17 protein-coding genes are annotated in these 21,851 nt (G+C 72.7%); 12 read left to right on the forward strand and 5 right to left on the reverse strand.

Features of this window, described 5'->3' with window-relative positions; translation table 11 throughout:
* The 3 genes from IEZ17_RS36505 to IEZ17_RS36515 all read left to right on the forward strand — a co-directional run.
* Nucleotides 1-952: serine/threonine kinase C-terminal domain-containing protein (locus IEZ17_RS36505; protein WP_506005274.1), on the forward strand; the 952-nt coding region annotated here is incomplete at its 5' end.
* A gap of 184 nt (nt 953-1,136) precedes the next feature.
* Nucleotides 1,137-2,810 carry a succinic semialdehyde dehydrogenase gene (locus IEZ17_RS36510; RefSeq protein ID WP_189307881.1) on the forward strand — a complete coding sequence of 558 codons (1,674 nt, stop codon included), beginning with the start codon at nt 1,137-1,139 and terminating at the stop codon, nt 2,808-2,810.
* A 77-nt stretch (nt 2,811-2,887) separates the two neighbouring features.
* Nucleotides 2,888-4,741 (forward strand): GMC family oxidoreductase, encoded by a 1,854-nt coding sequence (locus IEZ17_RS36515; RefSeq protein WP_189307883.1) that lies wholly within the window; start codon nt 2,888-2,890, stop codon nt 4,739-4,741.
* A gap of 701 nt (nt 4,742-5,442) precedes the next feature.
* Here the strand turns inward: IEZ17_RS36515 and IEZ17_RS36520 are convergent.
* On the reverse strand, nt 5,443-5,757 hold the full coding sequence (locus IEZ17_RS36520) for a chorismate mutase (RefSeq protein ID WP_189307885.1): 315 nt from the start codon (nt 5,755-5,757) through the stop codon (nt 5,443-5,445).
* A gap of 268 nt (nt 5,758-6,025) precedes the next feature.
* Between IEZ17_RS36520 and guaA the strand changes: the two genes are divergently transcribed.
* The 3 genes from guaA (at nt 6,026) to IEZ17_RS36535 (ending at nt 9,544) form a co-directional block, all read left to right on the forward strand.
* Nucleotides 6,026-7,612, forward strand: coding sequence for a glutamine-hydrolyzing GMP synthase (guaA, locus tag IEZ17_RS36525; RefSeq protein WP_189307887.1), 1,587 nt, complete (start codon nt 6,026-6,028; stop codon nt 7,610-7,612).
* A 168-nt stretch (nt 7,613-7,780) separates the two neighbouring features.
* Nucleotides 7,781-8,668: a 2-hydroxy-3-oxopropionate reductase gene (locus IEZ17_RS36530; RefSeq protein ID WP_189307889.1), complete on the forward strand. Its 888-nt coding sequence runs from the start codon at nt 7,781-7,783 to the stop codon at nt 8,666-8,668.
* 90 nt (nt 8,669-8,758) lie between these two features.
* Nucleotides 8,759-9,544, forward strand: coding sequence for a class II aldolase/adducin family protein (locus tag IEZ17_RS36535; protein WP_189307891.1), 786 nt, complete (start codon nt 8,759-8,761; stop codon nt 9,542-9,544).
* Nucleotides 9,545-9,585: 41 nt separating this feature from the next.
* On the opposite strand, the gene IEZ17_RS36540 is transcribed toward IEZ17_RS36535, so the two are convergent.
* Together IEZ17_RS36540 and IEZ17_RS36545 are read right to left on the reverse strand one after the other, a co-directional pair.
* Nucleotides 9,586-10,344 (reverse strand): bestrophin-like domain, encoded by a 759-nt coding sequence (locus IEZ17_RS36540; RefSeq protein ID WP_189307893.1) that lies wholly within the window; start codon nt 10,342-10,344, stop codon nt 9,586-9,588.
* Between the two features lie 9 nt (nt 10,345-10,353).
* Nucleotides 10,354-11,037: a hypothetical protein gene (locus tag IEZ17_RS36545; RefSeq protein WP_189307895.1), complete on the reverse strand. Its 684-nt coding sequence runs from the start codon at nt 11,035-11,037 to the stop codon at nt 10,354-10,356.
* 291 nt (nt 11,038-11,328) lie between these two features.
* Here IEZ17_RS36545 and IEZ17_RS36550 point away from each other — a divergent pair, with 291 nt between their 5' ends.
* Together IEZ17_RS36550 and IEZ17_RS36555 are read left to right on the forward strand one after the other, a co-directional pair.
* The gene (locus IEZ17_RS36550; protein ID WP_189307897.1) at nt 11,329-12,597 is read left to right on the forward strand and encodes a hypothetical protein; all 1,269 of its coding nucleotides are present in this window, start codon (nt 11,329-11,331) and stop codon (nt 12,595-12,597) included.
* A gap of 492 nt (nt 12,598-13,089) precedes the next feature.
* Nucleotides 13,090-13,629, forward strand: coding sequence for a DoxX family protein (locus IEZ17_RS36555; RefSeq protein ID WP_189307899.1), 540 nt, complete (start codon nt 13,090-13,092; stop codon nt 13,627-13,629).
* Nucleotides 13,630-14,110: 481 nt separating this feature from the next.
* Here the strand turns inward: IEZ17_RS36555 and IEZ17_RS36560 are convergent, their stop codons facing one another.
* The gene (locus IEZ17_RS36560; RefSeq protein ID WP_189307901.1) at nt 14,111-14,332 is read right to left on the reverse strand and encodes a hypothetical protein; all 222 of its coding nucleotides are present in this window, start codon (nt 14,330-14,332) and stop codon (nt 14,111-14,113) included.
* Nucleotides 14,329-15,780, reverse strand: a complete 1,452-nt coding sequence (locus IEZ17_RS36565) for a PspC domain-containing protein (RefSeq protein ID WP_189307903.1) — start codon at nt 15,778-15,780, stop codon at nt 14,329-14,331. The genes IEZ17_RS36560 and IEZ17_RS36565 overlap by 4 nt, the downstream gene beginning before the upstream one ends.
* A gap of 328 nt (nt 15,781-16,108) precedes the next feature.
* Here IEZ17_RS36565 and IEZ17_RS36570 point away from each other — a divergent pair, with 328 nt between their 5' ends.
* The 4 genes from IEZ17_RS36570 to IEZ17_RS36585 all read left to right on the forward strand — a co-directional run bounded on the left by IEZ17_RS36570 (nt 16,109) and on the right by IEZ17_RS36585 (nt 21,648).
* Nucleotides 16,109-18,001: a serine/threonine-protein kinase gene (locus IEZ17_RS36570; RefSeq protein WP_189307917.1), complete on the forward strand. Its 1,893-nt coding sequence runs from the start codon at nt 16,109-16,111 to the stop codon at nt 17,999-18,001.
* 155 nt (nt 18,002-18,156) lie between these two features.
* Nucleotides 18,157-19,482 (forward strand): ATP-binding protein, encoded by a 1,326-nt coding sequence (locus IEZ17_RS36575; protein ID WP_189307905.1) that lies wholly within the window; start codon nt 18,157-18,159, stop codon nt 19,480-19,482.
* 109 nt (nt 19,483-19,591) lie between these two features.
* A complete protein-coding gene (locus tag IEZ17_RS36580; RefSeq protein ID WP_189307907.1) occupies nt 19,592-20,305 on the forward strand; it encodes a LuxR C-terminal-related transcriptional regulator in 714 nt (237 codons plus the stop codon).
* 218 nt (nt 20,306-20,523) lie between these two features.
* Nucleotides 20,524-21,648, forward strand: a complete 1,125-nt coding sequence (locus IEZ17_RS36585; protein ID WP_189307909.1) for an alpha/beta hydrolase — start codon at nt 20,524-20,526, stop codon at nt 21,646-21,648.
* Nucleotides 21,649-21,851: the final 203 nt, after the last annotated feature.

Raw genomic sequence — 21,851 nt, forward strand, 5'->3', positions numbered from 1 at the left:
CGGCCCCGGCGGCGGCCGTCCCAGCGAACACCCGCCCAGCGAGGACCCGTTCCACCCCGTGGGGGAGGACCCCTTCCGTCCCGGCAGTACGCCGGTGCTGCCCACCCCGGCCGACGAGGCGCCCCCGGCCGCCGCCCACCCCGGGGGCGCGGCCCCCGACCGGCCGCCCGCCGCTCGCCGGGCCCCCGGGGTGCCCATCCCGGCCGCCCTCGACGACCGCGCGCTGGCCGCCGCCGCCCGCCCGCACACCGGCCGCACCCGCCTCGCGCTGCTGATCGCGGGCGCCGTGGTCGTCGTCGCCGGTGTCACCGCGGGCGTCATCGCCCTCGTGGCCAACGGGAGCGGGAGCGACGGCACCGGCACGGACCCGCACCCCGGCGGCTCCGCGCAGGCGACCGGCCGGAAGGGGGCCAGGAGCCCGACGGCCACCCCGGACGCCGCCCCCTCGAAGCCCGGCCCCACGGTCCCGACGGCCACGTCGCCCTCCTCGGGCGAGGGCGGCGCGGTCCCGGCGGGGTACCGGACGGTCCAGGACCCGGACGGCTTCGCGATGGCCGTCCCGGTGGGCTTCACCCGCTCCTACGAGAAGTCGCGGGTCTACTACTACTCCGAGGGCAGGCGCTTCCGGATCGGCGTCCAGCTCCAGAAGACGGTGCCGGAGGGGCCGCTCGGCGCGATGCGCACCGCGGACGCCAAGGGCCCCGCCGACTACCCCGGCTACCGCGACGGCCAGGTCACCGAGACCACCCACAACGGTTTCCGGGCCGGGCTCTGGGAGTTCGTCTGGGACGGCAGCGCCCAGGACGCCGGCGCGCGCTATACGTACGACCTCAGCTGGAACGAGGACGGCAGGATGATGGACGTCTGGATCTCCTCGCCGATCGCGTCGCGTATCGAGGCAAAGCGGCACTTCGACACCGCGGTCGCCGCGTTCCGGCTGACCGGCCGGTGAGCGGCCGGGCGGCGCGAACCGGGGAGGCGGGCGCCGGAGGCGGCCGGGCGGCGGGCCGGCCGCGCCGTATCCCCCCAGCCCAGCCCCATTGCGGCCAGCGAACACTGGCGCGATGGCGGGTCCGCCGCGAAAACCTGTTACTGCCGGGTACACAAAGCGTCCCCGGGGGCATACGCTCGCCCGCATGACGGACTCGCAGGACACCGGAACGTCCCCCACCGCCACCGACGAGGCCCCGCAGGAGACCTCTCCCGAGGCCCCCGCGGCCCCCGCCGGAGGGAACCCGGTCGCGGTCGCCGCCCCCGGCACCCGTACGGCGGCCGACGTGGTCACCCCGGAGGTGGCCGAACGGCTCACCCGTGGCGTGGTGGGCAGTGGGGGGACCGCCAACCACACCCCGTTCACCGGCGAGAAGCTGGCCGACCTGCCCGAGTCCACCCCCGAGGACGTCGCCCGCGCCTTCGAGCGGGCCCGCGCCGCCCAGGAGCGCTGGGCGAAGGTCCCGGTCAGGCAGCGCGCCGCGGTCCTGCTGCGCTTCCACGACCTGGTCCTGCGCCGCCAGGCCGAGGTGCTCGACCTGATCCAGCTGGAGACCGGCAAGGCCCGGCTGCACGCCCATGAGGAGGTGCAGGCGGTCGCCGTCGCCGCCCGCCACTACGGCCGCAAGGCCCCCTCCTACCTCCGCCCCAAGGGCCACACCGGTGTCGTACCGACCCTGACCAAGGTCACCGAACTCCGCCAGCCGCGCGGCGTCGTCGGGCAGATCGCCCCCTGGAACTACCCCTTCGAGCTGACCGTCGGCGACGCGCTGCCGGCCTTCGTCGCGGGCAACGCCGTCGTCATGAAGCCCGACACCGAGACCGCGCTGACCGCCCTGTGGGCCCGTGAGCAGCTCATCGAGGCCGGGCTCCCGGAGGATGTCTGGCAGGTGGTGATCGGCGAGGGCCCGGTCGTCGGCCCCGCGGTCGTCGAGCACGCCGACTACGTCTCGTTCACCGGCTCGACCCGGACGGGCCGCGAGGTCGCCCGGGGCGCCGCCGACCGCCTGGTCGGCGTCTCCCTCGAACTCGGCGGCAAGAACGCCATGTTGGTGCTGCACGACGCCGATGTGGAGAAGGCCGCCGCCGGCGCCGTCCGCGGCTGCTTCTCCTCCGCGGGCCAGCTGTGCATCTCCATCGAGCGGCTGTACGTCCACGAGTCGATCGCCGACGCCTTCGTCGAGCGGTTCGCCGCCCGCACGAAGGCGATGCGGCTGGGCAACGCCCTCGCGTACGGCGCCGACATGGGCTCGCTGGTCGGCGAGCGCCAGCTGGAGACCGTCACCCGCCATGTCGACGAGGCCGTCGCCAAGGGCGCCCGGCTGGTCGCCGGCGGCCGGCCCCGCCCCGACATCGGCCCGCTCTTCTACGAGCCGACCATTCTGGACGGCGTCGAGGCGCCGATGGCCGTCTGCGCCGAGGAGACCTTCGGCCCGGTCGTCTCCATCTACCGCTTCCGCGACGAGGACGAGGTGGTCGCACTCGCCAACGCCACGCCGTACGGCCTGAATTCCAGCGTCTGGACCAAGGACGGCCGGCGCGGCCGGGCGGTCGCGGCCCGGCTCCGCACCGGCACGGTCAACGTGAACGAGTCGTACGCGGCCGGCTACGGCAGTGTGCAGTCCCCGATGGGCGGCATGGGCGACTCGGGCCTGGGCCGCCGGCACGGCTCCGAGGGCATCCTCAAGTACACCGAGGCGCAGACCGTCGCCCAGCAGCGGCTGATGCCGCTGGCACCGGCCTTCGGGATGGACGACGAGAAGTACGCGCAGTTCATGACCCGCAGCCTGCGCGCGATGAAGGCGCTCCGGTTGCGCTGAGCCCGAAAGTTCAGCCCCTCCGGCGATTGAGGAGCGGGGTCCGGGGCGGAGCCCCGAATACGGATACGGAGGTACCGGTGCCACAGGAGAACGCTGCTCAACACCAGGAAGCCGGCGACGCGTACGACGGCTACGACTACGACGTCCTCGTCGTCGGCTCCGGCTTCGGCGGCTCGGTCTCCGCGCTCCGCCTGACCGAGAAGGGCTACCGCGTCGGCGTCCTCGAAGCCGGCCGCCGCTTCACCCGCGAGACGCTGCCGAAGAACTCCTGGGACCTCAGGAACTACCTGTGGGCGCCGGCCCTCGGCCTCTACGGCATCCAGCGCATCCATCTGCTCGGCAACGTCATGGTGCTGGCCGGCGCCGGCGTCGGCGGCGGCTCGCTCAACTACGCCAACACCCTCTACGTACCGCCGAAACCGTTCTTCGACGACCCCCAGTGGAAGGACATCACCGACTGGCAGGCGGAGCTGAAGCCGTACTACGACCAGGCCCGGCGGATGCTCGGCGTACGGCTCAACCCGACGATGACCCCGTCCGACGTCCATCTGAAGGCGACCGCCGAAGCCATGGGCGTCGGCGACTCCTTCCACATGGCGCCGGTCGGGGTGTTCTTCGGGGACGGCAGGGACGCCTGCGACGGGGACGGGGCAGACGGGGACGGAGCCGGCGGGGAAGCGGCGGTGCAGGCGCCGCCCGGCGGCGAGGTCGCCGACCCGTACTTCGGCGGCGCCGGTCCCTCCCGCAGGGCGTGCACGGAGTGCGGCGAGTGCATGACCGGCTGCCGGCACGGCGCGAAGAACACCCTCAACGAGAACTACCTCCACCTCGCCGAGCGGGCCGGGGCCGTCATCCACCCGATGACCTCGGTCGTCGCGGTCACCGAGGACTCCCGCGGCGGCTTCGCGGTCCGCACCCTGCCGACCGACAACAAGAAGAAGGGCGCCGGCCGGACGTTCACCGCCCGCCGGGTCGTCATCGCGGCCGGGACGTACGGCACCCAGACGCTGCTGCACCGGATGAAGGACTCCGGTCTGCTGCCGTACCTCTCGGGCCGCCTCGGCGCGCTGACCCGCACCAACTCCGAGGCCCTGGTGGGCGCCCAGACCGACGACCGCCGCTACCGCAGGCAACACGGCGCGGACCGGGTCGACTTCACCAAGGGCGTGGCGATCACCTCGTCGATCCACCCCAACGAGAACACCCACATCGAGCCGGTCCGGTACGGCAGGGGCTCCAACTCCATGGGCGGCCTGACGATCCTCCAGGTCCCCTACCGGCCCGCCGGCCGTGTCCTCGGGTGGCTCGGCAACATGGCCCGCCACCCGCTGCTCGCGCTCCGCTCGCTCTCCAACCGCCGCTGGTCCGAGCGCACCATCATCGGCCTGGTGATGCAGTCCCTGGACAACTCCCTGACCACGTACCGCAAACCGAGCGGCATCGGCAAGGGCCTGCTCACCGCCCGCCAGGGCCACGGCGCCCCGAACCCCAACCAGATACCCGAGGCCACCGAGGCGGCCACCCTGCTCGCCCAGGAGATCAACGGCTTCGCGGGCAGCAACGTCGGCGAGCTGATGGGCACCCCGCTCACCGCGCACTTCCTCGGCGGCTGCCCCATCGGCGCCGACGCCGACCACGGCGTCATCGACCCGTACCACCGCCTCTACGGTCACCCGGGCATCTCGGTCGTCGACGGCGCCGCGGTCTCCGCCAACCTCGGCGTCAACCCGTCGCTGACCATCACCGCGCAGGCCGAACGCGCCATGTCCTACTGGCCCAACAAGGGCGAACCGGACCGCCGCCCGGCCCCCGGCCGCCCGTACGAACGCCTGGCCCCGGTCGCACCGGTCCGCCCCGCCGTCCCCGAGAAGGCGTTCGGCGCGCTCAGGCTGCCGTTCCTGTCCGTACCGCCGGTGCCGCCGAAGAAGTAGCCCCGGCGCCCCATGGCTTTCTCCGGTACTCGGTCACAGCGAAGGGCCCCGGGGATCCGTCCGCGAGGGGGGATGCGGACGGCCACGGGGCCCTTGGCTTTCGGTGCCGGCGTCAGGGCAGCGCCGGCACCGACGGGCGGCGCTGGGGGGGTAGCGCCGCTGGCTTGTGGATGGTGCGGGGTGGTACGCGGTGTTCCGTGCGCGGGGTGGTTGGACCAATGGCAGGCGAGGCAAAGGCCCTTACCGGACGCGGTAAGCGGTTCGTCAAGCATCGTCCTGGATGCGCATCACCCGGCGCAACCGTTTCGACCGGATGCGGTCGGTCCCGGGCGTCCCCAGGACCGACCACCCCATCGGTGTGACCGGGCTGCTGTCCCCTGCTGACCGGCCACGGCACCGGAACGAGGTCCCACGACGCGGACCGCTGCCAGCGGCCGGCGTCTCATCGCTCCGGCTTTCCGCCCGTGGGGCGGCGTCTACGCGTAGTCCTGCAAGGCCGCGCCTGGCTGGCGTGGCACCGGGAACAACGACCCCTCTCGTCGGCCGGTCACGCGCCGTACGGGTGAGTCGGCAACCGAACTCAGATGCGGCAGCTGCGCCGGGCGCACACCCGCCCGGCACGCGCCGCGGCACGCTTCCCGGACGCCGCCCGCGCCCCCGCACACCGTCCGGATCCGGCCACGCCCGACAGGCGTTGCCGATCAGACCCGGCCGCGGGAGAGCTCCAGCAAGGTCATCGCCAGCGCGGTGCCCGGCTTGCCGAGCTGATCGCGGTAGTGGGCCAGGATCTCCATCTCGCGGGAGAGGTGCACCCGGCGCCCGCCGGAGGCGATCCGCTCGCGCTGGATGACGGCCGAGACGGCCATCCGTTCCTGTACGAGCCCGATGATCCGCCCGTCGAGGTCGTCGATCCGGCGGCGCGCGTCGCCGATCATGCCGACCGCTTCCGGGGTGTGGGCGCCGGTGCCGGGGGCGGCCGGGGCGGTGGTGGCGCTGCTCGTGGTCTCGCTGCTCATTTCCGTGTCTCCTGAGGTCGGGGATCAAGAACCCCGGGAGCTCCGGGCCGGCAGGCGGTCCCGGACACGGACAGGCGCCCCGGACCGTTGCGGCCCGGGGCGCCTGGGGAAGTCGCTTGTCAGTCGATCAAGCAGCACGACCATGGCAGCCGGACGGGCCGGTGCCATAGGTAAAGACGAAGGTCAGCTGCTGGGACATGGCGCTCAGTATGAGCCCGTTAGAATCGAAAGTCCAACCCCTGCTCCACACCGCCGGAAGGCCGCCGAAGTGCCATCAGCGCCCCCTGCCGCTGCCCCGGACGTCGTCCTCGTAGTCGACTTCGGCGCACAGTACGCCCAGCTCATCGCCCGTCGGGTCCGCGAGGCCCGGGTCTACAGCGAGATCGTGCCGTCCACCATGCCGGTGGCCGAGATGCTCGCCAAGAACCCGAAGGCGATCATCCTCTCCGGCGGCCCCTCGTCGGTCTACGCCGAAGGCGCCCCCAGCCTGGACCGCTCGCTCTTCGAGGCCGGCGTCCCGGTCTTCGGGATGTGCTACGGCTTCCAGCTCATGGCCACCACCCTCGGCGGCACGGTCGACAACACCGGCGCCCGTGAGTACGGCCGCACCCCGCTGGCCGTCAGCAAGCCCTCCTCGACCCTCTTCGAGGGCACCCCGGCCGAGCAGTCCGTCTGGATGTCGCACGGCGACGCCTGCTCCGCCGCCCCCGAGGGCTTCGCGGTCACCGCGTCCACCGACGTCGTCCCGGTCGCCGCCTTCGAGAACGACGAGAAGAAGCTCTACGGCGTCCAGTACCACCCCGAGGTGCTGCACTCCACGCACGGCCAGCAGGTCCTGGAGCACTTCCTCTACCGCGGTGCGGGCATCGAGCCGAACTGGACCACCCACAGCGTGGTCGAGGAGCAGGTCGCCGCGATCCGCGCCCAGGTCGGCACCAAGCGCGCGATCTGCGGGCTGTCCGGAGGCGTGGACTCGGCGGTGGCCGCGGCCCTCGTCCAGCAGGCCATCGGCGACCAGCTGACCTGCGTCTACGTCGACCACGGCCTGATGCGCAAGGGCGAGTCCGAGCAGGTCGAGAAGGACTTCGTGGCCGCCACCGGCGTCCAGCTGAAGGTCGTGGACGCCGAGGAGCGCTTCCTGAACGCGCTGGCCGGGGTCAGCGACCCCGAGCAGAAGCGGAAGATCATCGGCCGGGAGTTCATCCGCGTCTTCGAGCAGGCGCAGGCCGAGCTGGTCGCCGAGGCGGGCGCCGAGGGCGAGGAGGTGGCCTTCCTGGTCCAGGGCACGCTCTACCCGGACATCGTCGAATCCGGCGGCGGCACCGGCACCGCGAACATCAAGTCGCACCACAACGTCGGCGGGCTGCCCGACGACATCGAGTTCGAGCTCGTCGAGCCGCTGCGCCAGCTCTTCAAGGACGAGGTCCGGATGGTCGGCAGCGAACTGGGCCTTCCCGACGAGATCGTCCACCGCCAGCCGTTCCCCGGTCCCGGTCTGGGCATCCGCATCGTCGGCGAGGTCACCAAGGACCGCCTCGACCTGCTGCGCGAGGCCGACGCGATCGCCCGCGAGGAGCTGACCGCGGCCGGCCTGGACCGCGAGATCTGGCAGTGCCCGGTGGTCCTGCTCGCCGACGTCCGCTCGGTCGGCGTCCAGGGCGACGGCCGCACGTACGGCCACCCGATCGTGCTCCGCCCGGTCTCCTCCGAGGACGCCATGACCGCGGACTGGACCCGGATGCCGTACGACGTCCTGGCCCGGATCTCGACCCGGATCACCAACGAGGTCCCGGACGTGAACCGCGTCGTCCTGGACGTCACCAGCAAGCCCCCGGGCACCATCGAGTGGGAGTGACCGCCGCCTCCCGCTGAAGGCCGCCATGCGCCGCCGCCCCTTCGCTTCCGAAGGGGCGGCGGCGTTGCCGTTTCCGCGGCCGGTTGACGTGCTTCTCCATGCCGCACATCATGGATTTCGAATAGCGATAGCATGAATCCGCTATGCGGAAGTAAGTGAGTGTGGCGCATGAGCACCATCGGTTTCGTCGGCCTCGGCATCATGGGCAGCCCCATGGCGGTCAACCTCGCGAAGGCCGGGCACACCGTGCTCGGCTGGAACCGCAGCCCCGGCCGGGCGGACGCGCTGGTCGCCGCCGGCGGCAGGGAGGCGTCGTCGATCGCCGAGGCGGTCCGGGACGCGGATGTCGTCATCACCATGGTCCCGGCGTCCCCGCAGGTCGAGGCGGTCGCCTACGGCCCCGACGGCATCCTGGAGAACGCCGGGCCCGGCACCCTGCTGATCGACATGTCCTCGATCACCCCCCAGACCTCCATCGACCTGGCCAAGGCCGCCGGTGCCAAGGGCATCCGCGTCCTGGACGCCCCCGTCTCCGGCGGCGAGGCCGGCGCCATGGAAGCCGTCCTGTCGATCATGGTCGGCGGCGAACAAGCCGACTTCGACACCGCCAAGCCCCTCCTCGAAGCCCTCGGCAAGACCATCGTCCTGTGCGGACCCCACGGCTCCGGCCAGACCGTCAAGGCCGCCAACCAGCTCATCGTCGCCGTCAACATCCAAGCCTGCGCCGAAGCCGTGGTCTTCCTGGAGAAGTCCGGCGTCGACCTCAACGCCGCCCTCGACGTCCTGGGCGGCGGCCTGGCCGGCTCCACCGTCCTCGCCCGCAAGAAGGACAACTTCCTGCGCCGCGCGTACGACCCCGGCTTCAAACTCGAACTCCACCACAAGGACATGGGCATCGTCACCGACGCCGCCCGCACCGTCGGCGCCCCGCTCCCCGTAGGCGCCGCCGTGGCCCAGCTGATCGCCTCCGCGGTGGCCCGCGGCGACGGCGCCCTGGACCACTCGGCGCTGCTGAAGGGCGTGGAGCTGCTGAGCGGGTACGGCCGGGGGGAGTGACCGTTCCGTCCCGACCCTGGCCTCCGCCGGAACCGGAGGGTAGCTTCCGCCCGAGCGCTGTGAGCCCTACGCGCCAGGAGGAGAACCGCGATGCCCGAGCCGACGCCGATACCCACCGAGCAGCTTCAGTTCGCGATGCCGCCGACGCACCAGAGCGTCGAGGAGGAGCGGAGACACCGCAAGGAGCGCCTGGTGGCGGCGCTGCGCCTCTTCGGGCGCCTGGGGTTCGAAGAGGGCGTCACAGGTCATATCACCGCGCGCGACCCGGAGTTCACCGACTGCTTCTGGGTCAATCCCTTCGGGATGTCGTTCTCCCTCCTCACGCTGAGCGATCTGATCCTGGTCAACGGCGAGGGGCAGGTCGTCGAGGGCCGCCACCACGTCAACCAGGCGGCGTTCGCGATCCATGCGCAGATCCACCAGGCCCGCCCGGACGTCGTGGCCGCCGCGCACAGCCACTCCACGTACGGCAGGGCGCTGGCCGCCCTCGGCGAGCTGCTGGACCCGATCACCCAGGACGTCTGCGCGTTCTACGAGTCGCACGCCCTCTACGACGCCTACAGCGGCGTCGTCGTGGACGAGGAGGAGAGCCGCCGGATCGCCGCCGCGCTCGGCCCGCACAAGGCCGTGATCCTGCGCAACCACGGGCTGCTGACGGTCGGCGACTCGGTCGACGCGGCGGCCTGGTGGTTCCTCACGATGGAGCGGTCCTGCCAGGTGCAGCTGACGGCGAAGGCGGCCGGGAAGCCGGTGCTGATCAGCCATCACGACGCCGTCCGCACCCGGGAGCAGCTGGGCAGCGACCTGGTCGCGTGGATCAACTACCAGCCGCTGTACCAGCAGCTCGCACGCAGCGAGCCGGACATGTTCGGCTAGGGGGCGGAGGGCGGCGCCCCGGCGGGGCGCCGCCCCGCGCCTCATACGTGCGGGAACAGCGCGAAGAAGGGGTCGGCGGCGGTGGCGAGACCGCGGCTGAACGGCGCGTCGAAGTCCCACACCAGGAACAGCAGGAAGGCGATCAGCGCACTGAAGACGCCGGCCATCAGCAACTCCCGCCCCGAGCGCCGGATCTGGAGCGTGAACATCACGCCGATGGAGATCACACCCCCGACGATCAGCCCGAACCACACCACACCCGGCAGCGTCGAATCGGCCGCGTCGGCACGGGCGCTGCGCGCCGCGTCCGCCACCGCGACCTGGTCGACGACGGGCTGGTAGGACTCCCGCTCGTAGTCGTCGCGCGGGTGGTAGTCGATGACATCGGCGCGCACCTTGTCCAGCAGGTCCGCGCTGTGCTGGGTCAGCTCGCCGCGGTCGGCCATCGCCGGCCATTCCTTGTGGACGACGTCGCCGACATAGGAGTTGACGTCCGCGCGGATCCGGTCCCGTACGGGCACCGGCCAGGCCCGCACCCGCTCGCTGACCTCGTGCAGCGCCTGGGCCTCGGTCCGTACGGTGTCCTCGGCGCCGCTCTTGGCCTCCCAGACACCGGCGATGGCGAGCCCCAGCACGATCGCGTAGACCACCCCCACCATCATGGTCAGGTACTCGATGACATCGGGTGTTTCGTTCGGGTCGTCGTTCTTGCCGACCCGCCGCTCCTTGAGGACGGTGATGGTCAGGACGACGCCGCAGACCGCGGCCATGGCGATGGTCAGCACCAGCCATTGCGACATGGAGACCTCCTACGAGGAACTGCGCCCGGCGGAACGGGACGCGGAGCGCGAACGGGGACGGAGGGCGGCGGCGGCCAGCAGCGCCGGCGTGGTGACCAGCAGCGTGCTGGTCACCACGGAGCGCCCGTGGTGCGGTCGGGGGCGCACCGGCGTGTAGCTGCGGGGCCGGGCCGGGACCGGTGCCGCCAGCTGCCGGACGGGGCGCGGAGTGGCCGGTGGCGGGTGCGCGGGGGCCGCGCTGCGGTGCGGAGGGGGCGGCGCCGGCCGCGGTGTGCGGGCGGGCGCCGGGGTGCGGAGCGGCCGGGGGGCCGCGAAACGGCTGGGCGCCGGGGACGGCACGGGCCTGAACGTCCGGGTGGGCCTGGGGCTGGGGGTCGGCTCGGTGCAGGGGATGTGCCAGCCCGGTGGCACGGGGAACTCCGTCGGCAGATGGACGGGCGGTGCGGTCCCGGCGAACGCGCAGTTGTCCCCCGGCGGTTGGCGGACCGGTCCGGGGCGGGCGGCGGCAGCGGGCGCCGTGCCGAGGGCCAGCACCGCGGACAGCGCGGCGGCCGTCGCGAGGCCGGTGAGCAGCGCCCCGGTCAGCAGGAGCACCCCCTTCGGCCCCCCGCGGCGCCGGCCGGCCCCCGCGCCGGCATCGGCTGCGGCCCCGGTCTCGGCCTCGATTTCGTGAGATTCGTGTATCTCGCGCACGGCGGGAAGTTTGCGCAGCGCTCGGGCCGACCAGCCGTCGACCGACGCCGATTCGCCCGAACGGAGGAAGCGTCGGGAATGCGCGTCCGGGTGGGATCCGGGTCCGGTGCACCGCGGAACGGGCCGTTGCACGTCAACCTGCCGCCGCCCGCCGCACCGTCCGCCACCTGGACGATGAGGGGTCGGACCCGGTATCTGAGGCACAATTCGCCGTCTAGGAAGAGAAGTTGGGACGAGCGGCGGCGGGGCGGTACGGACGTGTCGGTGGATTCGGCGAGCAGGGTGGCCGGAATGGGCGAGCCGGGAGGAGGCGGGCGGCCCGGCGGCGGTGGTGTGTGCCGGTGCGGACGGTGCCCGCATGGCGCTCGCGAGGGGCACCGGCAGGCGGTCGCCGCCTTTGCCGCGCTGCGCGAGGACTTCGCCGCCGGGCGCGGGGTGCCGGCCGGACTGGCCCACTCCGCCGGCGCCGCCCGGCAGTGGGTCTCGGACGAACTGACCTTGTCGGCCCGCGTGTTGGCCGAGTGCGCCGCAGCCGAGGGCGCAGCCTGGCCGGCGGCCGTCCGGCGGCGCACCCTGACGGCCGTGTGGACCGCGGTGGTGGCCCTGCTGCTCGGCCAGGCGCTGACCGCCATCGGAACGGGCTGGACACTGGCCCGAACCGCCGGCCTGACCGCGGCCGTCGTACTCGCGCTCGGGGTGACGGCCGCGGCCTGGCGGCATCCCGCGCACGGCGGCGCGCTGGCGCCGGTGATCGGCGAGGATCGCCGCCTCTCCACCTCCCGCGCGGTCGCCGCCGGGTGGGTGCTGGCGGTGCTCTACGCCGTACTGCTGCTCGCCGTCCAGCTGGCGGCGGCATCCGGCCCGCACCAGCGACGCCGCGTCCTCGCCGGCTTTGAACTCGCGTCGTCCGGCGGCCTGTTGGCCCTGCTCGCCGTCGGGTGCGGGGTGGCGGTGCTGGCGTACGGCCTGACCGCCGGGCGGATCCGCTCCGGACGCGTGCAGAAGGTGCCGGCCGGGCGCCCGCGGGCCGCGGACCTGCTGGCGGACGACGCCGGGCGCGGCAGCCTCACCGACGCCCAGTACGCGCTGGTGAACGCCGCCCTGCTGGCCCTCGCCCTGGTCCGCCTGGCCGGAAACCCCGGCCAACTGCCCGCCATCCCCTGGGGATTGGTCATCCTGGCCGCCCTCTCCGGGGTGACATACCTGGCCGGGAAGAGCGTCGCAGGCGGCCGGCCGGTCATTCTGTCGGTCGTACGCTCCCGGGAGGTCGGCGACCTCGCCGCGCCGATCCGCACCGGCGACGACATCGAGATCCGCGGCACCGGCTTCGTCCCGCCCGGCGCCGGCACCCCCGACCGGCTGGCCCGCACCGTTGTACGAATCGGCGCGGTCCACGTACCGGTCCCGCTGGTCCCGGTGGCCGGCGGCTTCGCCAACCCCACGGACGGCGTGCTCACCGTGCCGGTGCCGGTGGACGTGGAACCGGGCACCGTGGAGGTCCGCGTCATCACAGCCGCCGGCGTGGAAACGGCCGCCTACCGGATCGATGTACAGGACTGATCGACGTACAGGATTGATCGACGTACAGGACTGGTCGACCAGCTACAGGACTGGTCGACCTACAGGCCTGGTCGGCGCCCCCAACTGATCACCATCCAGCACCGATCGGTATCCGGCACCGACCACTATCCGGACCGATCGATATCCGGCTCGGATCGGTGTGTGCAGAACGGATCGGTGTCCAGGGTGGATCCGCGTCCATGACCGGGCGTCCGGAACCGGCAAGCCGGAGCGGCAGCGGACACCGGGGTGCGGACACCGGACACGCAATCAGGGCCCGGGAGACGACGGGATCCGGCTACCGCCCGGTACCGTCGGGTCATCATCGGGCAACCACCGGATAACCACCGGCCCCAGGTCACGATGGGTGCGGCAGCCGTCCGACCTGCACATGCGCACAACTCGTCGAGCGCATGTGCGTACACATCTCGCCATGGGGTGCGCGCGACGGCACAATCGTCTCCTCCCGGTGGCAACGGAGAGGCGGACGTCATGGTGCACGCGCATCGCACACACGGTGCCGACTTGGGAGGCGCGGACCCCGGCGGCGCCGGACTGCGCGGGCGGTGGGCGCGCCATGCGCTCTTCCCACTGCGGATCTTCCTTGGCGCCACCTTTCTCTACGCGGGGCTCGATAAGCTGACCGACCCGGCGTTCCTGGCCGCGAACGGCACCGGATCGCTCGGCGAACTGCTGCGGCAGGTCCACTCCACGGCCGCCCTGCCGCAGCTCGTAGGGCTGGCCCAGAAGAGCCCGGCGGCCGTCGGCTACGCGATCGCCGGCGGTGAGCTGCTGGTCGGCGTCGGAATCCTCGTCGGATTGCTGGGCCGGTTGGCCGCGCTCGGTGGCGCGCTGATCTCGCTGACGCTGTGGCTCACCGTGAGCTGGCAGACCCACCCGTACTACTACGGCAACGACCTCGCCTACCTGATGGCCTGGACCCCGCTCGTCCTGGCCGGCACGCCGAGATTCTCCCTGGACGCGGCTCTCACCAACCGCCGCAAGCGGCACGGGGCGCAGCTCTATGGCTAGGTATGCCGTGCGGAGAGGTTTCGGAGAGGTCACCACCGCTGCGGCCAGCCCTGACGCAACGCCGTTCGGCCGTGTACGGACCGGATGTCGACACCTGGGCCGAGCCGAAGAACCGGCCCCGGTGTCGGTCGGAGCCACTGTCCGGCGGTCGGCGACGGTGCAGGGCCGGAGGGATGTACCGGAGTGCGCCCGCAGGACCTGGAGCGAAGGCCGGGGCATTCCTCATCCACACACCAGATGCGCCCGCGCCGTGGGGGCACTCCCCCAGCTACCGCTGGGGGGACCCCCACCCGGCCGAAGGCTGGGGGAGCACTCCGGTGCAGCCCTCAGGCCGCCACCCACCGGCCAGAACCCGAAACCAGACCAGCCCCGACCAGCCCCGCCTAGCGATGGCCTCGCCCGGCGACGGCTCCGCCCGGACACGGCCCATAGGGCGCTGAGCGCCGCGGCCCCGTCGGGCGGCACGGGACGCGGACCCGGCTCATGACGGCCGGCTCGATGGCGACTGCGGCCGGTGGCGGCGGGCCGTGGCCCAGATGGCGGCGGTGATGCCGGAGAGCACCAGCCCGGCCGGGACGGCGAGGAACAGCCAGGGGCCGGGGGCGTGCCAGACGCCGAGGGCGTCGAGCCCGTAGCCGGTGCCGACCGCGATGGCGGCGGCGCCCGAGACCAGCCGGCCCGGTTCGAAGGGATGGCGCTTCACTGGGGGGCTCCCTGGGGGGTCGGGGCCGACGAGGGGATGGACTGCGGGCCGGGAACGGCGTGCTCGACGGCGACCTGGCCGGCGCCGACCTTGAGGTTCAACTCCAGTGTCCCGTGCGGCTTCTCGCCCTTCTTGAGGCCGTCCGCGGGCAGCGTGACCGTCCGCTGCGGGCCGCCGGCGGAGAAGTGCACGTCCTGCGGGCCGTCGCCGGGCAGATGGGTGTCGCCGAGGCCGAGCTGGATGTGGAGCGTGGTGGTGACGCCTTGCGGGAGCGTCACCTGGAGGCGGCCGGCGCCCACTTCCGCGCTGGTGCGGACCGTGGCGCCGTTCTTGACGGGCAGCCGGCTGAGGTCCAGACGGCCGTCCCCGGAGCCGAGGGCGTAGTGCGGCTGGACGGCGGCGATATCGGCCGGGGCCCAGACGCGGTCGTGCCAGCGGGTGGTGATGTCGGCGGGCAGCACGGTCGCGACCGCCAGCAGCCCGGCCGTCAGGACCATCATGAAGACCGTGCCGCCACCCGTACGGCCCAGCCAGGCGCTGAGCACCAGTCCCAGGCCGAACACGACCAACGCACAGGCCAGGCCCGCCTGGAGGGATGGGGCGAGCGCGGCGTGTCGGTGGACGGCGAGGGCGGCGCCGGTGCCGGCCAGCGCCGCCAGTACGAACGTCCGGCCGCCGATGGGGCGCCCGGCGCGCGCGGGCTTGGGCGGGGCGGCGGAAGCCGGGTCGGTCGGGGGAGTCCACGGGGCGGGCCGCCCGGCGCCGGTCCAACTGCCCTGCGGCCGGGGGGTGGTGGCCGTGCCGTGGTGCACGGACTCGTAGTGGATGTCGAGCCGGGTGTCCGGCCCCCAGAGATAGCCCCCGCCGGCCATCGCTTCCCTGCTGCGCGGATCGCGCCACCAGGACGGGGTGTTCGGCGCCGGGGGCGCCTGGGTCTCCGGCGGGGCGTCGGCGACGGCCTGGGCGGTGGCGGCGTCCATGGTCTCCAGGCCCTCGGCCTCCGCGCGCCGGCGCTGCCGCGACCAATAGGCGGAACCGGCCACGGCCAGCGTCAGCATGATGGCGAAGGACATCATGCTGCCCTTGCCGAGGGCGGTCAGGAACAGTCCGCAGCCGACCAGCGCGAACAGCAGCGCCGTCAGCGCGGAGCCCTCGACGCGGCCGGAGAGCAGCCTGCGGCCCTCGTTCTCCTCCTCGCCGTCGAGGGGGATGATCAGCCAGGCGAAGCCGTAGAAGATCAGGCCGAGGCCGCCGACGGAGAGCACGGCGAGCACGATGCGGAAGATGACCGGATCGAGATCCCACTGCCGGCCGAGCCCGGCGCACACGCCCGCGACGACCTTGTGCCGCCTGCTGCGGCGCAGCGTGCCGGCTCGCTCGGCGGCCGGCGGGGTGGGACCGGTGGGGTCGGAGGCCGCCGGCTCCGCGACAGGGGGTGCATCGTTCATGAAGCCATGGTGACAAGGGCCGCGGCCCGGCGGTATCCGTGAAGACCCTGGCTGATCCCTGAGATCCCCGGAGAGGTCCCTGAGAGATCCCTGATGCCTCCCACGGGACGCGCGGAGCCCGCCACGCCGGACGCGTGGCGATATGGATCTCCGCGCCACACGCGCCGTGAGTCTCCACGCATAGGCGACACGAGCCGCGCACACTTCGGCTCGGTGCGGCTCCGGTGGGAAAAAAGGGTCGGGTCCGGCGGTGGCCGAAGGGCTGTTCGCCGACGTCGGAGACTATCGTTACGCCCTGAATACGTACGGGTTTCCGGAGGGGCGTGCGGTGGCGGAGACGGCGTCGGTGGACGAGGGGCGACTGGTCGCCGGGCGGTATCGCCTGGTCGAACGGATAGGCCAGGGCGGTATGGGAACCGTCTGGCGGGCCCGGGACGAAGTCCTCGGGCGCCAGGTCGCGGTCAAGCGCCTGCATGTGTCGCCCCAACTCGACGCGGACGAACTCGCCACCCGTCACGAGCGCACCACCCGGGAGGCGCAGGCCGCGGCGCGGATCAACCACCCCAATGTGGTGGGCGTGCACGACGTCGTGGACGACGCCGGGCTGCCGTGCATCGTCATGGAGTACGTCCCGTCGACGACGCTCGGCGACGCCATCAAGGAGGCCGCGCAGTCCGACACGTACCTCACGCCACGGGAAGCCGCCCGGATCGGCCGCGGCATGATCGCCGCACTGCGTGCCGCGCACTCCGCCGGTGTGCTGCACCGCGACGTCAAGCCGGGCAATGTGCTGCTCGGTGAGGGCGGCCGGGTCGTCCTCACCGACTTCGGGATCGCCGTCGCCACCGGCACCTCCACGCTCACGAAGACCGGCGAGCTGGTCGGCTCCATCGACTACTTGGCGCCCGAGCGCGTCAAGGGCGGTACCCCCGGCCCCGCTTCGGACCTGTGGGCCCTGGGGGCGACGCTCTACCAGGCCGTGGAGGGACGGCCCCCGTTCCGGAAGAACACCGCGGTCGAGACGGCGTATGCGATTGCCGTCGACCCGCTGGAGCCGCCGCGCAACGCCGGGCAGTTGGCGCCGCTGATCGAGGCGCTGCTGGCCAAGGAGCCGGCGGAGCGGCCGACCGCCGAGATCGTCGAGCAGGCCCTGCGGACGGCCGAGGCCGAGGCGGAGACGGCGCTGATCGGCTGGCCGACGCTGGCCCTGGGGACGGTCGGCCGCGGGCGTCCGGAAACGGGCGAGCAGCCCGAGGCTCCCACACGGCCGGTGGACCGTGCGGGCAAGGCGGGGGCTGCCCAGCCCACTGGGAGCGGCACCGGGAGCGGATCGCCCACGGCTGCGGGCACGGCTGCGGACTCCGCGGCCGGCGCCCGTACGGAGACGGCCGCCGGCGCGGGTGCGGTGGCTCCGGTGTCCGCCGGCACGGGGCCGGTTGCCATGGGCAGCGAGGGCGGCAGCGGTACGGCCGCGGGCGCGGACACGACCGGCCGGGTGGCGCTGCCCGGCGACGGGGTCCGCGGAGCGCCCCCTGCCGGCCCTGCGGACGTGCTCGGCCACGGCCCGGCGCCCCGCAAGCGGCGCGGCCGGGCCGTGGCCTGGAGCATCGTCGGGGTGCTGGTCGTCGGCGGCGGCGCGGGCGCGGCCTTGTACGTGACGCACCGCGGCAACTCCGGTGCGTCCGATGCGTCCGATGCGTCGGCCAATACCGGCACCCCCGTACTGCCGAGCGTGCCGCAGGGCAGTATCGGGCCGCCCCCTCCCGTCCCCAAGGGCTACCGCCAGGTCGACGAGAAGGCGCTCGGTGTGTCCTTCCCCGTACCGTCCGGCTGGAAGCGGGAGGTCAAGGACAACGGCCGGCAGATCGTCTACAGCAACGACGCCGAGCTGGCGCAGCTGACCGTCAACGTCCTGGACTTCTCCTCCGCGGACCAGGTGCAGCACTTCAAGGACGTCGAGTCCGACCTCAAGGTCCAGTACCCCAGCTACAAGCGGCTGCGGCTCCAGGACACCGTCTTCCAGGGCGACCCCGCCGCCATCTGGGAGTTCTCCTTCCAGGGCCGGGCCCGCGAGTACCGGGGGATCGACCTCGGCTTCGGCCGCGAGGGCAAGAAGGAGTACGCGATCTACGTGTCCGCGCCGTCCGCGAACTGGACGAAGTACGAAGCGGTCTTCTCGAACGTGAAGGACGGATTCCGCAAGAACGCGACGTCGGGCTGAGCCGGACGTGTGGGGCTGAGTCGGACGCGCCGGGCCGAGCCGGAGGCAGGTGTCGGGCCGAGCCGGGGAGGTAGGGGGTTCCCTGAGCAAGGTCAGGGATGGGTTCAGGGTCGACCCTGATGTCTTCGGCCGCCCGGCGTGTGACGATCTGGGACATGACCACAGCGCCACCCCGCGCCGAGACGATCTACGCCCCGGCACCGGACCCCGACGACCCGCCCGTGCGCAAGCTCTACCGCAGCGCCGACGGGCGGCTGCTCGGTGGCGTCGCGCGCGGTCTCGCGGGACACCTCGGCCTCCCGGTCTCCTGGGTGCGGGTCGTCTTCCTCGCGCTCTTCATGGCCGACGGCATGGGGGCCCTGCTCTATGCCGCGTTCTGGTTCTTCGTGCCGCTGGGCGTCGGCGGCGTCGAGACCCGGCAGCCCGCGCCCGGTGAGGAGAAGCGGCGGATCCTGGGCCGCCGGCCCGACAAGGGACAGGTCTTCGCGCTGATCGCGCTGCTGGTGGGCGCCTCGATCGTGGCGTCCAGGTTCCAGCTGGGCCGGGCCAACGGCTATCTCTGGCCGGTGCTGCTGATCGGCGCCGGTGTCGCCCTCGTCTGGCGCCAGGCGGACAACTCCCGCCGCGCCCAGTGGCTGGAGCTCGGCCGCCGCAAGGCCTTGTTCCCGGTGCTGCGCGGCGCGGCCGGCGTGCTGCTGGTCGGCGTCGGGGTGACCGGCATCGTCGTGCTCCAGGGGTCCGTGCACAACCTGGGCTCGGTGCTCCAGGCCGCGCTCGCCGTCGTCGTCGGCATCGCCCTGCTGGCGGGCCCCTATCTCGTACGGATCACGCAGGACCTCTCCGAGGAGCGGCTGATGCGCATCCGTGCCCAGGAGCGCGCCGAGGTGGCCGCGCACGTCCATGACTCCGTGCTGCACACCCTCACCCTGATCCAGCGCAACGCCGACGACCCCCGGGAAGTGGCGCGGCTGGCCCGTGCCCAGGAGCGCGAGCTGCGCGCCTGGCTCTACAAGCCCGAGGGCCGCGGCAAGGACGAGGACGAGGAGCCGGCGACGCTGGCGGAGGCGGTGCGCACGTCCGCCGCCGAGGTCGAGGACCACCACGGCGTCCCCATCGAGGTCGTGATCGTCGGCGACTGCCCGCTCGACGAGGCGCTCGGCGCCCAGATGCAGGCCGCGCGCGAAGCGATGGTCAATGCCGCCAAGTACGGTGGCGAGGGCGGTGCGGTGCAGGTGTTCGCCGAGGTGGAGGGCCGGACGGTCTTCGTCTCGGTGCGCGACCGCGGCCCCGGCTTCGATCTGGACGCGGTCCCCGAGGACCGGATGGGCGTACGGGAATCCATCATCGGCCGGATGGAGCGCCACGGCGGCACGGCCCGGCTGCGCTCCGCCCCCGATGGCGGCACGGTCGTCGAGCTGGAGATGGAGCGCGCCGAGGAGCGCGCCGAGCGCCGCACCGGCGCGGAGAGACGAACGGAATGAGCGGGGCGGCGGCCCCCGGCGGAGCGGGCCGCGGCAGGGGCCCGTGGCGACACGGCGGGCCGGGGCAGGGGATCATGACGGGGCAGACGGCGAAGGGCGGACGGACGAGATGAGCAGCGACGAGGCACAGCAGGCCGAGGCCGGGAGCGGCGCGGGCGAGGACCGCACCGTACGGGTCGTGCTGGTCGACGACCACCGGATGTTCCGCACGGGCGTCCAGGCCGAGATCGGCCAGACCGAGCGGACCCGCGTCGAGGTGGTCGGCGAGGCCGCCGACGTCGACCAGGCGATCACGGTCATCACCGCCACCCGGCCCGAGGTCGTCCTCCTGGACGTGCACCTCCCCGGTGGCGGCGGTGTCGAGGTGCTGCGCCGCAGCGCCGCGATGATGGCGGACGCCGAGCGGCCGGTCCGGTTCCTGGCGCTCTCGGTCTCCGACGCGGCCGAGGACGTCATCGGGGTCATCCGCGGCGGTGCCCGCGGCTACGTCACCAAGACGATCACGGGCACCGACCTGGTCAACGCGATCTTCCGGGTCGCCGACGGCGACGCGGTCTTCTCGCCGCGGCTGGCCGGCTTCGTGCTGGACGCCTTCGCCTCGACGGACGCGCCGCCGGTCGACGAGGACATGGACCGCCTCACGCAGCGTGAGCGCGAGGTGCTGCGGCTGATAGCGCGCGGGTACGCGTATAAAGAGATCGCCAAGCAGTTGTTCATCTCCGTCAAGACGGTTGAGTCGCATGTCTCGGCGGTGCTGCGCAAGCTCCAGCTCTCCAACCGGCATGAGCTGACGCGCTGGGCAGCCGCCCGACGGCTGGTCTGACCTGCGGTTCAGCGGGGATGAGAGGCATGCAGGGACGGGCGAACGGCCGGTGCCCGGCGGGCGGCTGTGACGGAAGGGACATGTAAAGAAGGACCAAAGCCGGGCAACCACGCTCGCGCGGATTGCCATCTAAGGTCGCGGAGAGGCTCGCTGCCCGAAGGCGGGGCCGGAACCCACGCCCACGTCCTTCGTGTTTACGTCCTGGAAACGAGATCCCGATGAGCCTGACGGGCACTCCCTTCTTTCTCTTCGCGCTCCTGCTGCTGATCGTCGCCTTCGTCCTGCCGTTCGCCGTTTGGGGCCGGGTGGCCGGACCACCCGCGGTGAAAGGGCTCGCGCGGCTGCTGATGCTGCTGTTCGCGCAGGTCACCGCCATCACGGTGGTCTTCCTCCTGGTGAACAACGCCAACAACCTGTACGACAACTGGGGCGACCTGCTCGGCACCGGTAACCACATCGACGCGGCCCGCAACCTCGGCCCGGACGGTCTGGGCGGCAAGAACCTCAAGGACCAGCCCAAGGTCCACCAGCAGTTCCGGCCGGCCGACGACCCGGTGGTGGGCCCCAACGTCCAGATGACCGACCTCAAGGGCCAGATCTCGGGCGTCAACGGCGAGGTCTACGTCTGGCTGCCGCCGCAGTACAACGACCCCGCGTACAAGGACAAGAAGTTCCCGGTGGTCGAGCTGCTGCCCGGCTACCCCGGGTCCTCGAAGTCCTGGCTGGGATCGCTGAAGGTGGCCCAGCAGCTCGCGCCGCTGATGCAGAGCGGTGCCGTCAAGCCGTTCATCCTGGTGTCGCCGCGGACCAACGTCCTGCCCAACGCCGACAGCGGGTGCGTCAACCTCCCCGGCAAGGTCAACGCCGACAGCTGGCTGACCGTCGACGTCCGCCAGATGATCATCGACAACTTCCGGGCCGGCGACAAGCCGGACGCCTGGGGCCTGGCGGGCTACTCCGCGGGTGCGCACTGCGCCTCCAAGCTCGCGCTGGCCCACCCGGACCGCTACCGCGCCGCGGTCGCCATGTCCGGCTACAACGACCCGGCAATCGAGCCCGACTCGCTCGCCGGCAAGGACCCGAAGCTGCGCGTCGAGACCAACCCGATCCACATCCTGAAGGCCGCCAACGACGCTGGGAAGCCGCCCCGTACGGCGCTGTACATCTCCGGTGCGGCGGCCGACGGCTACCAGGCCGGTATGGGCCTCAAGCAGCTCGCGAAGCAGCCGACGACGGTGAACGTCCAGATGATCCCGGCGAGTGCCGGCGGCCACACGGTGCCGGTGTGGAAGCGCCAGGTTCCCGAGATCTTCCGCTGGTTCGGGCTGTTCCTGCACGCCTGACCGCCCGCGAGGGCAGGGGCCCGCGGGCCTGAGGAAGCGAGTGTGGCGTAGGGCCTGTCCGCCGGATCCGGCGGACAGGCCCTACGCGCATTCCGGGGTCCGGCCGGCGCCCTGATCCACCAGGCGGGCCCTGATCCGCAGGCAGGCCCTAGGTGTGTTGTCCCGGCACGTTGGTGACAGGCGACATGCACCGTCCGGGTGCT

Origin of the sequence: Streptomyces albospinus, assembly GCF_014648695.1 — a bacterium.
GTDB lineage: Bacteria > Actinomycetota > Actinomycetes > Streptomycetales > Streptomycetaceae > Streptomyces > Streptomyces albospinus.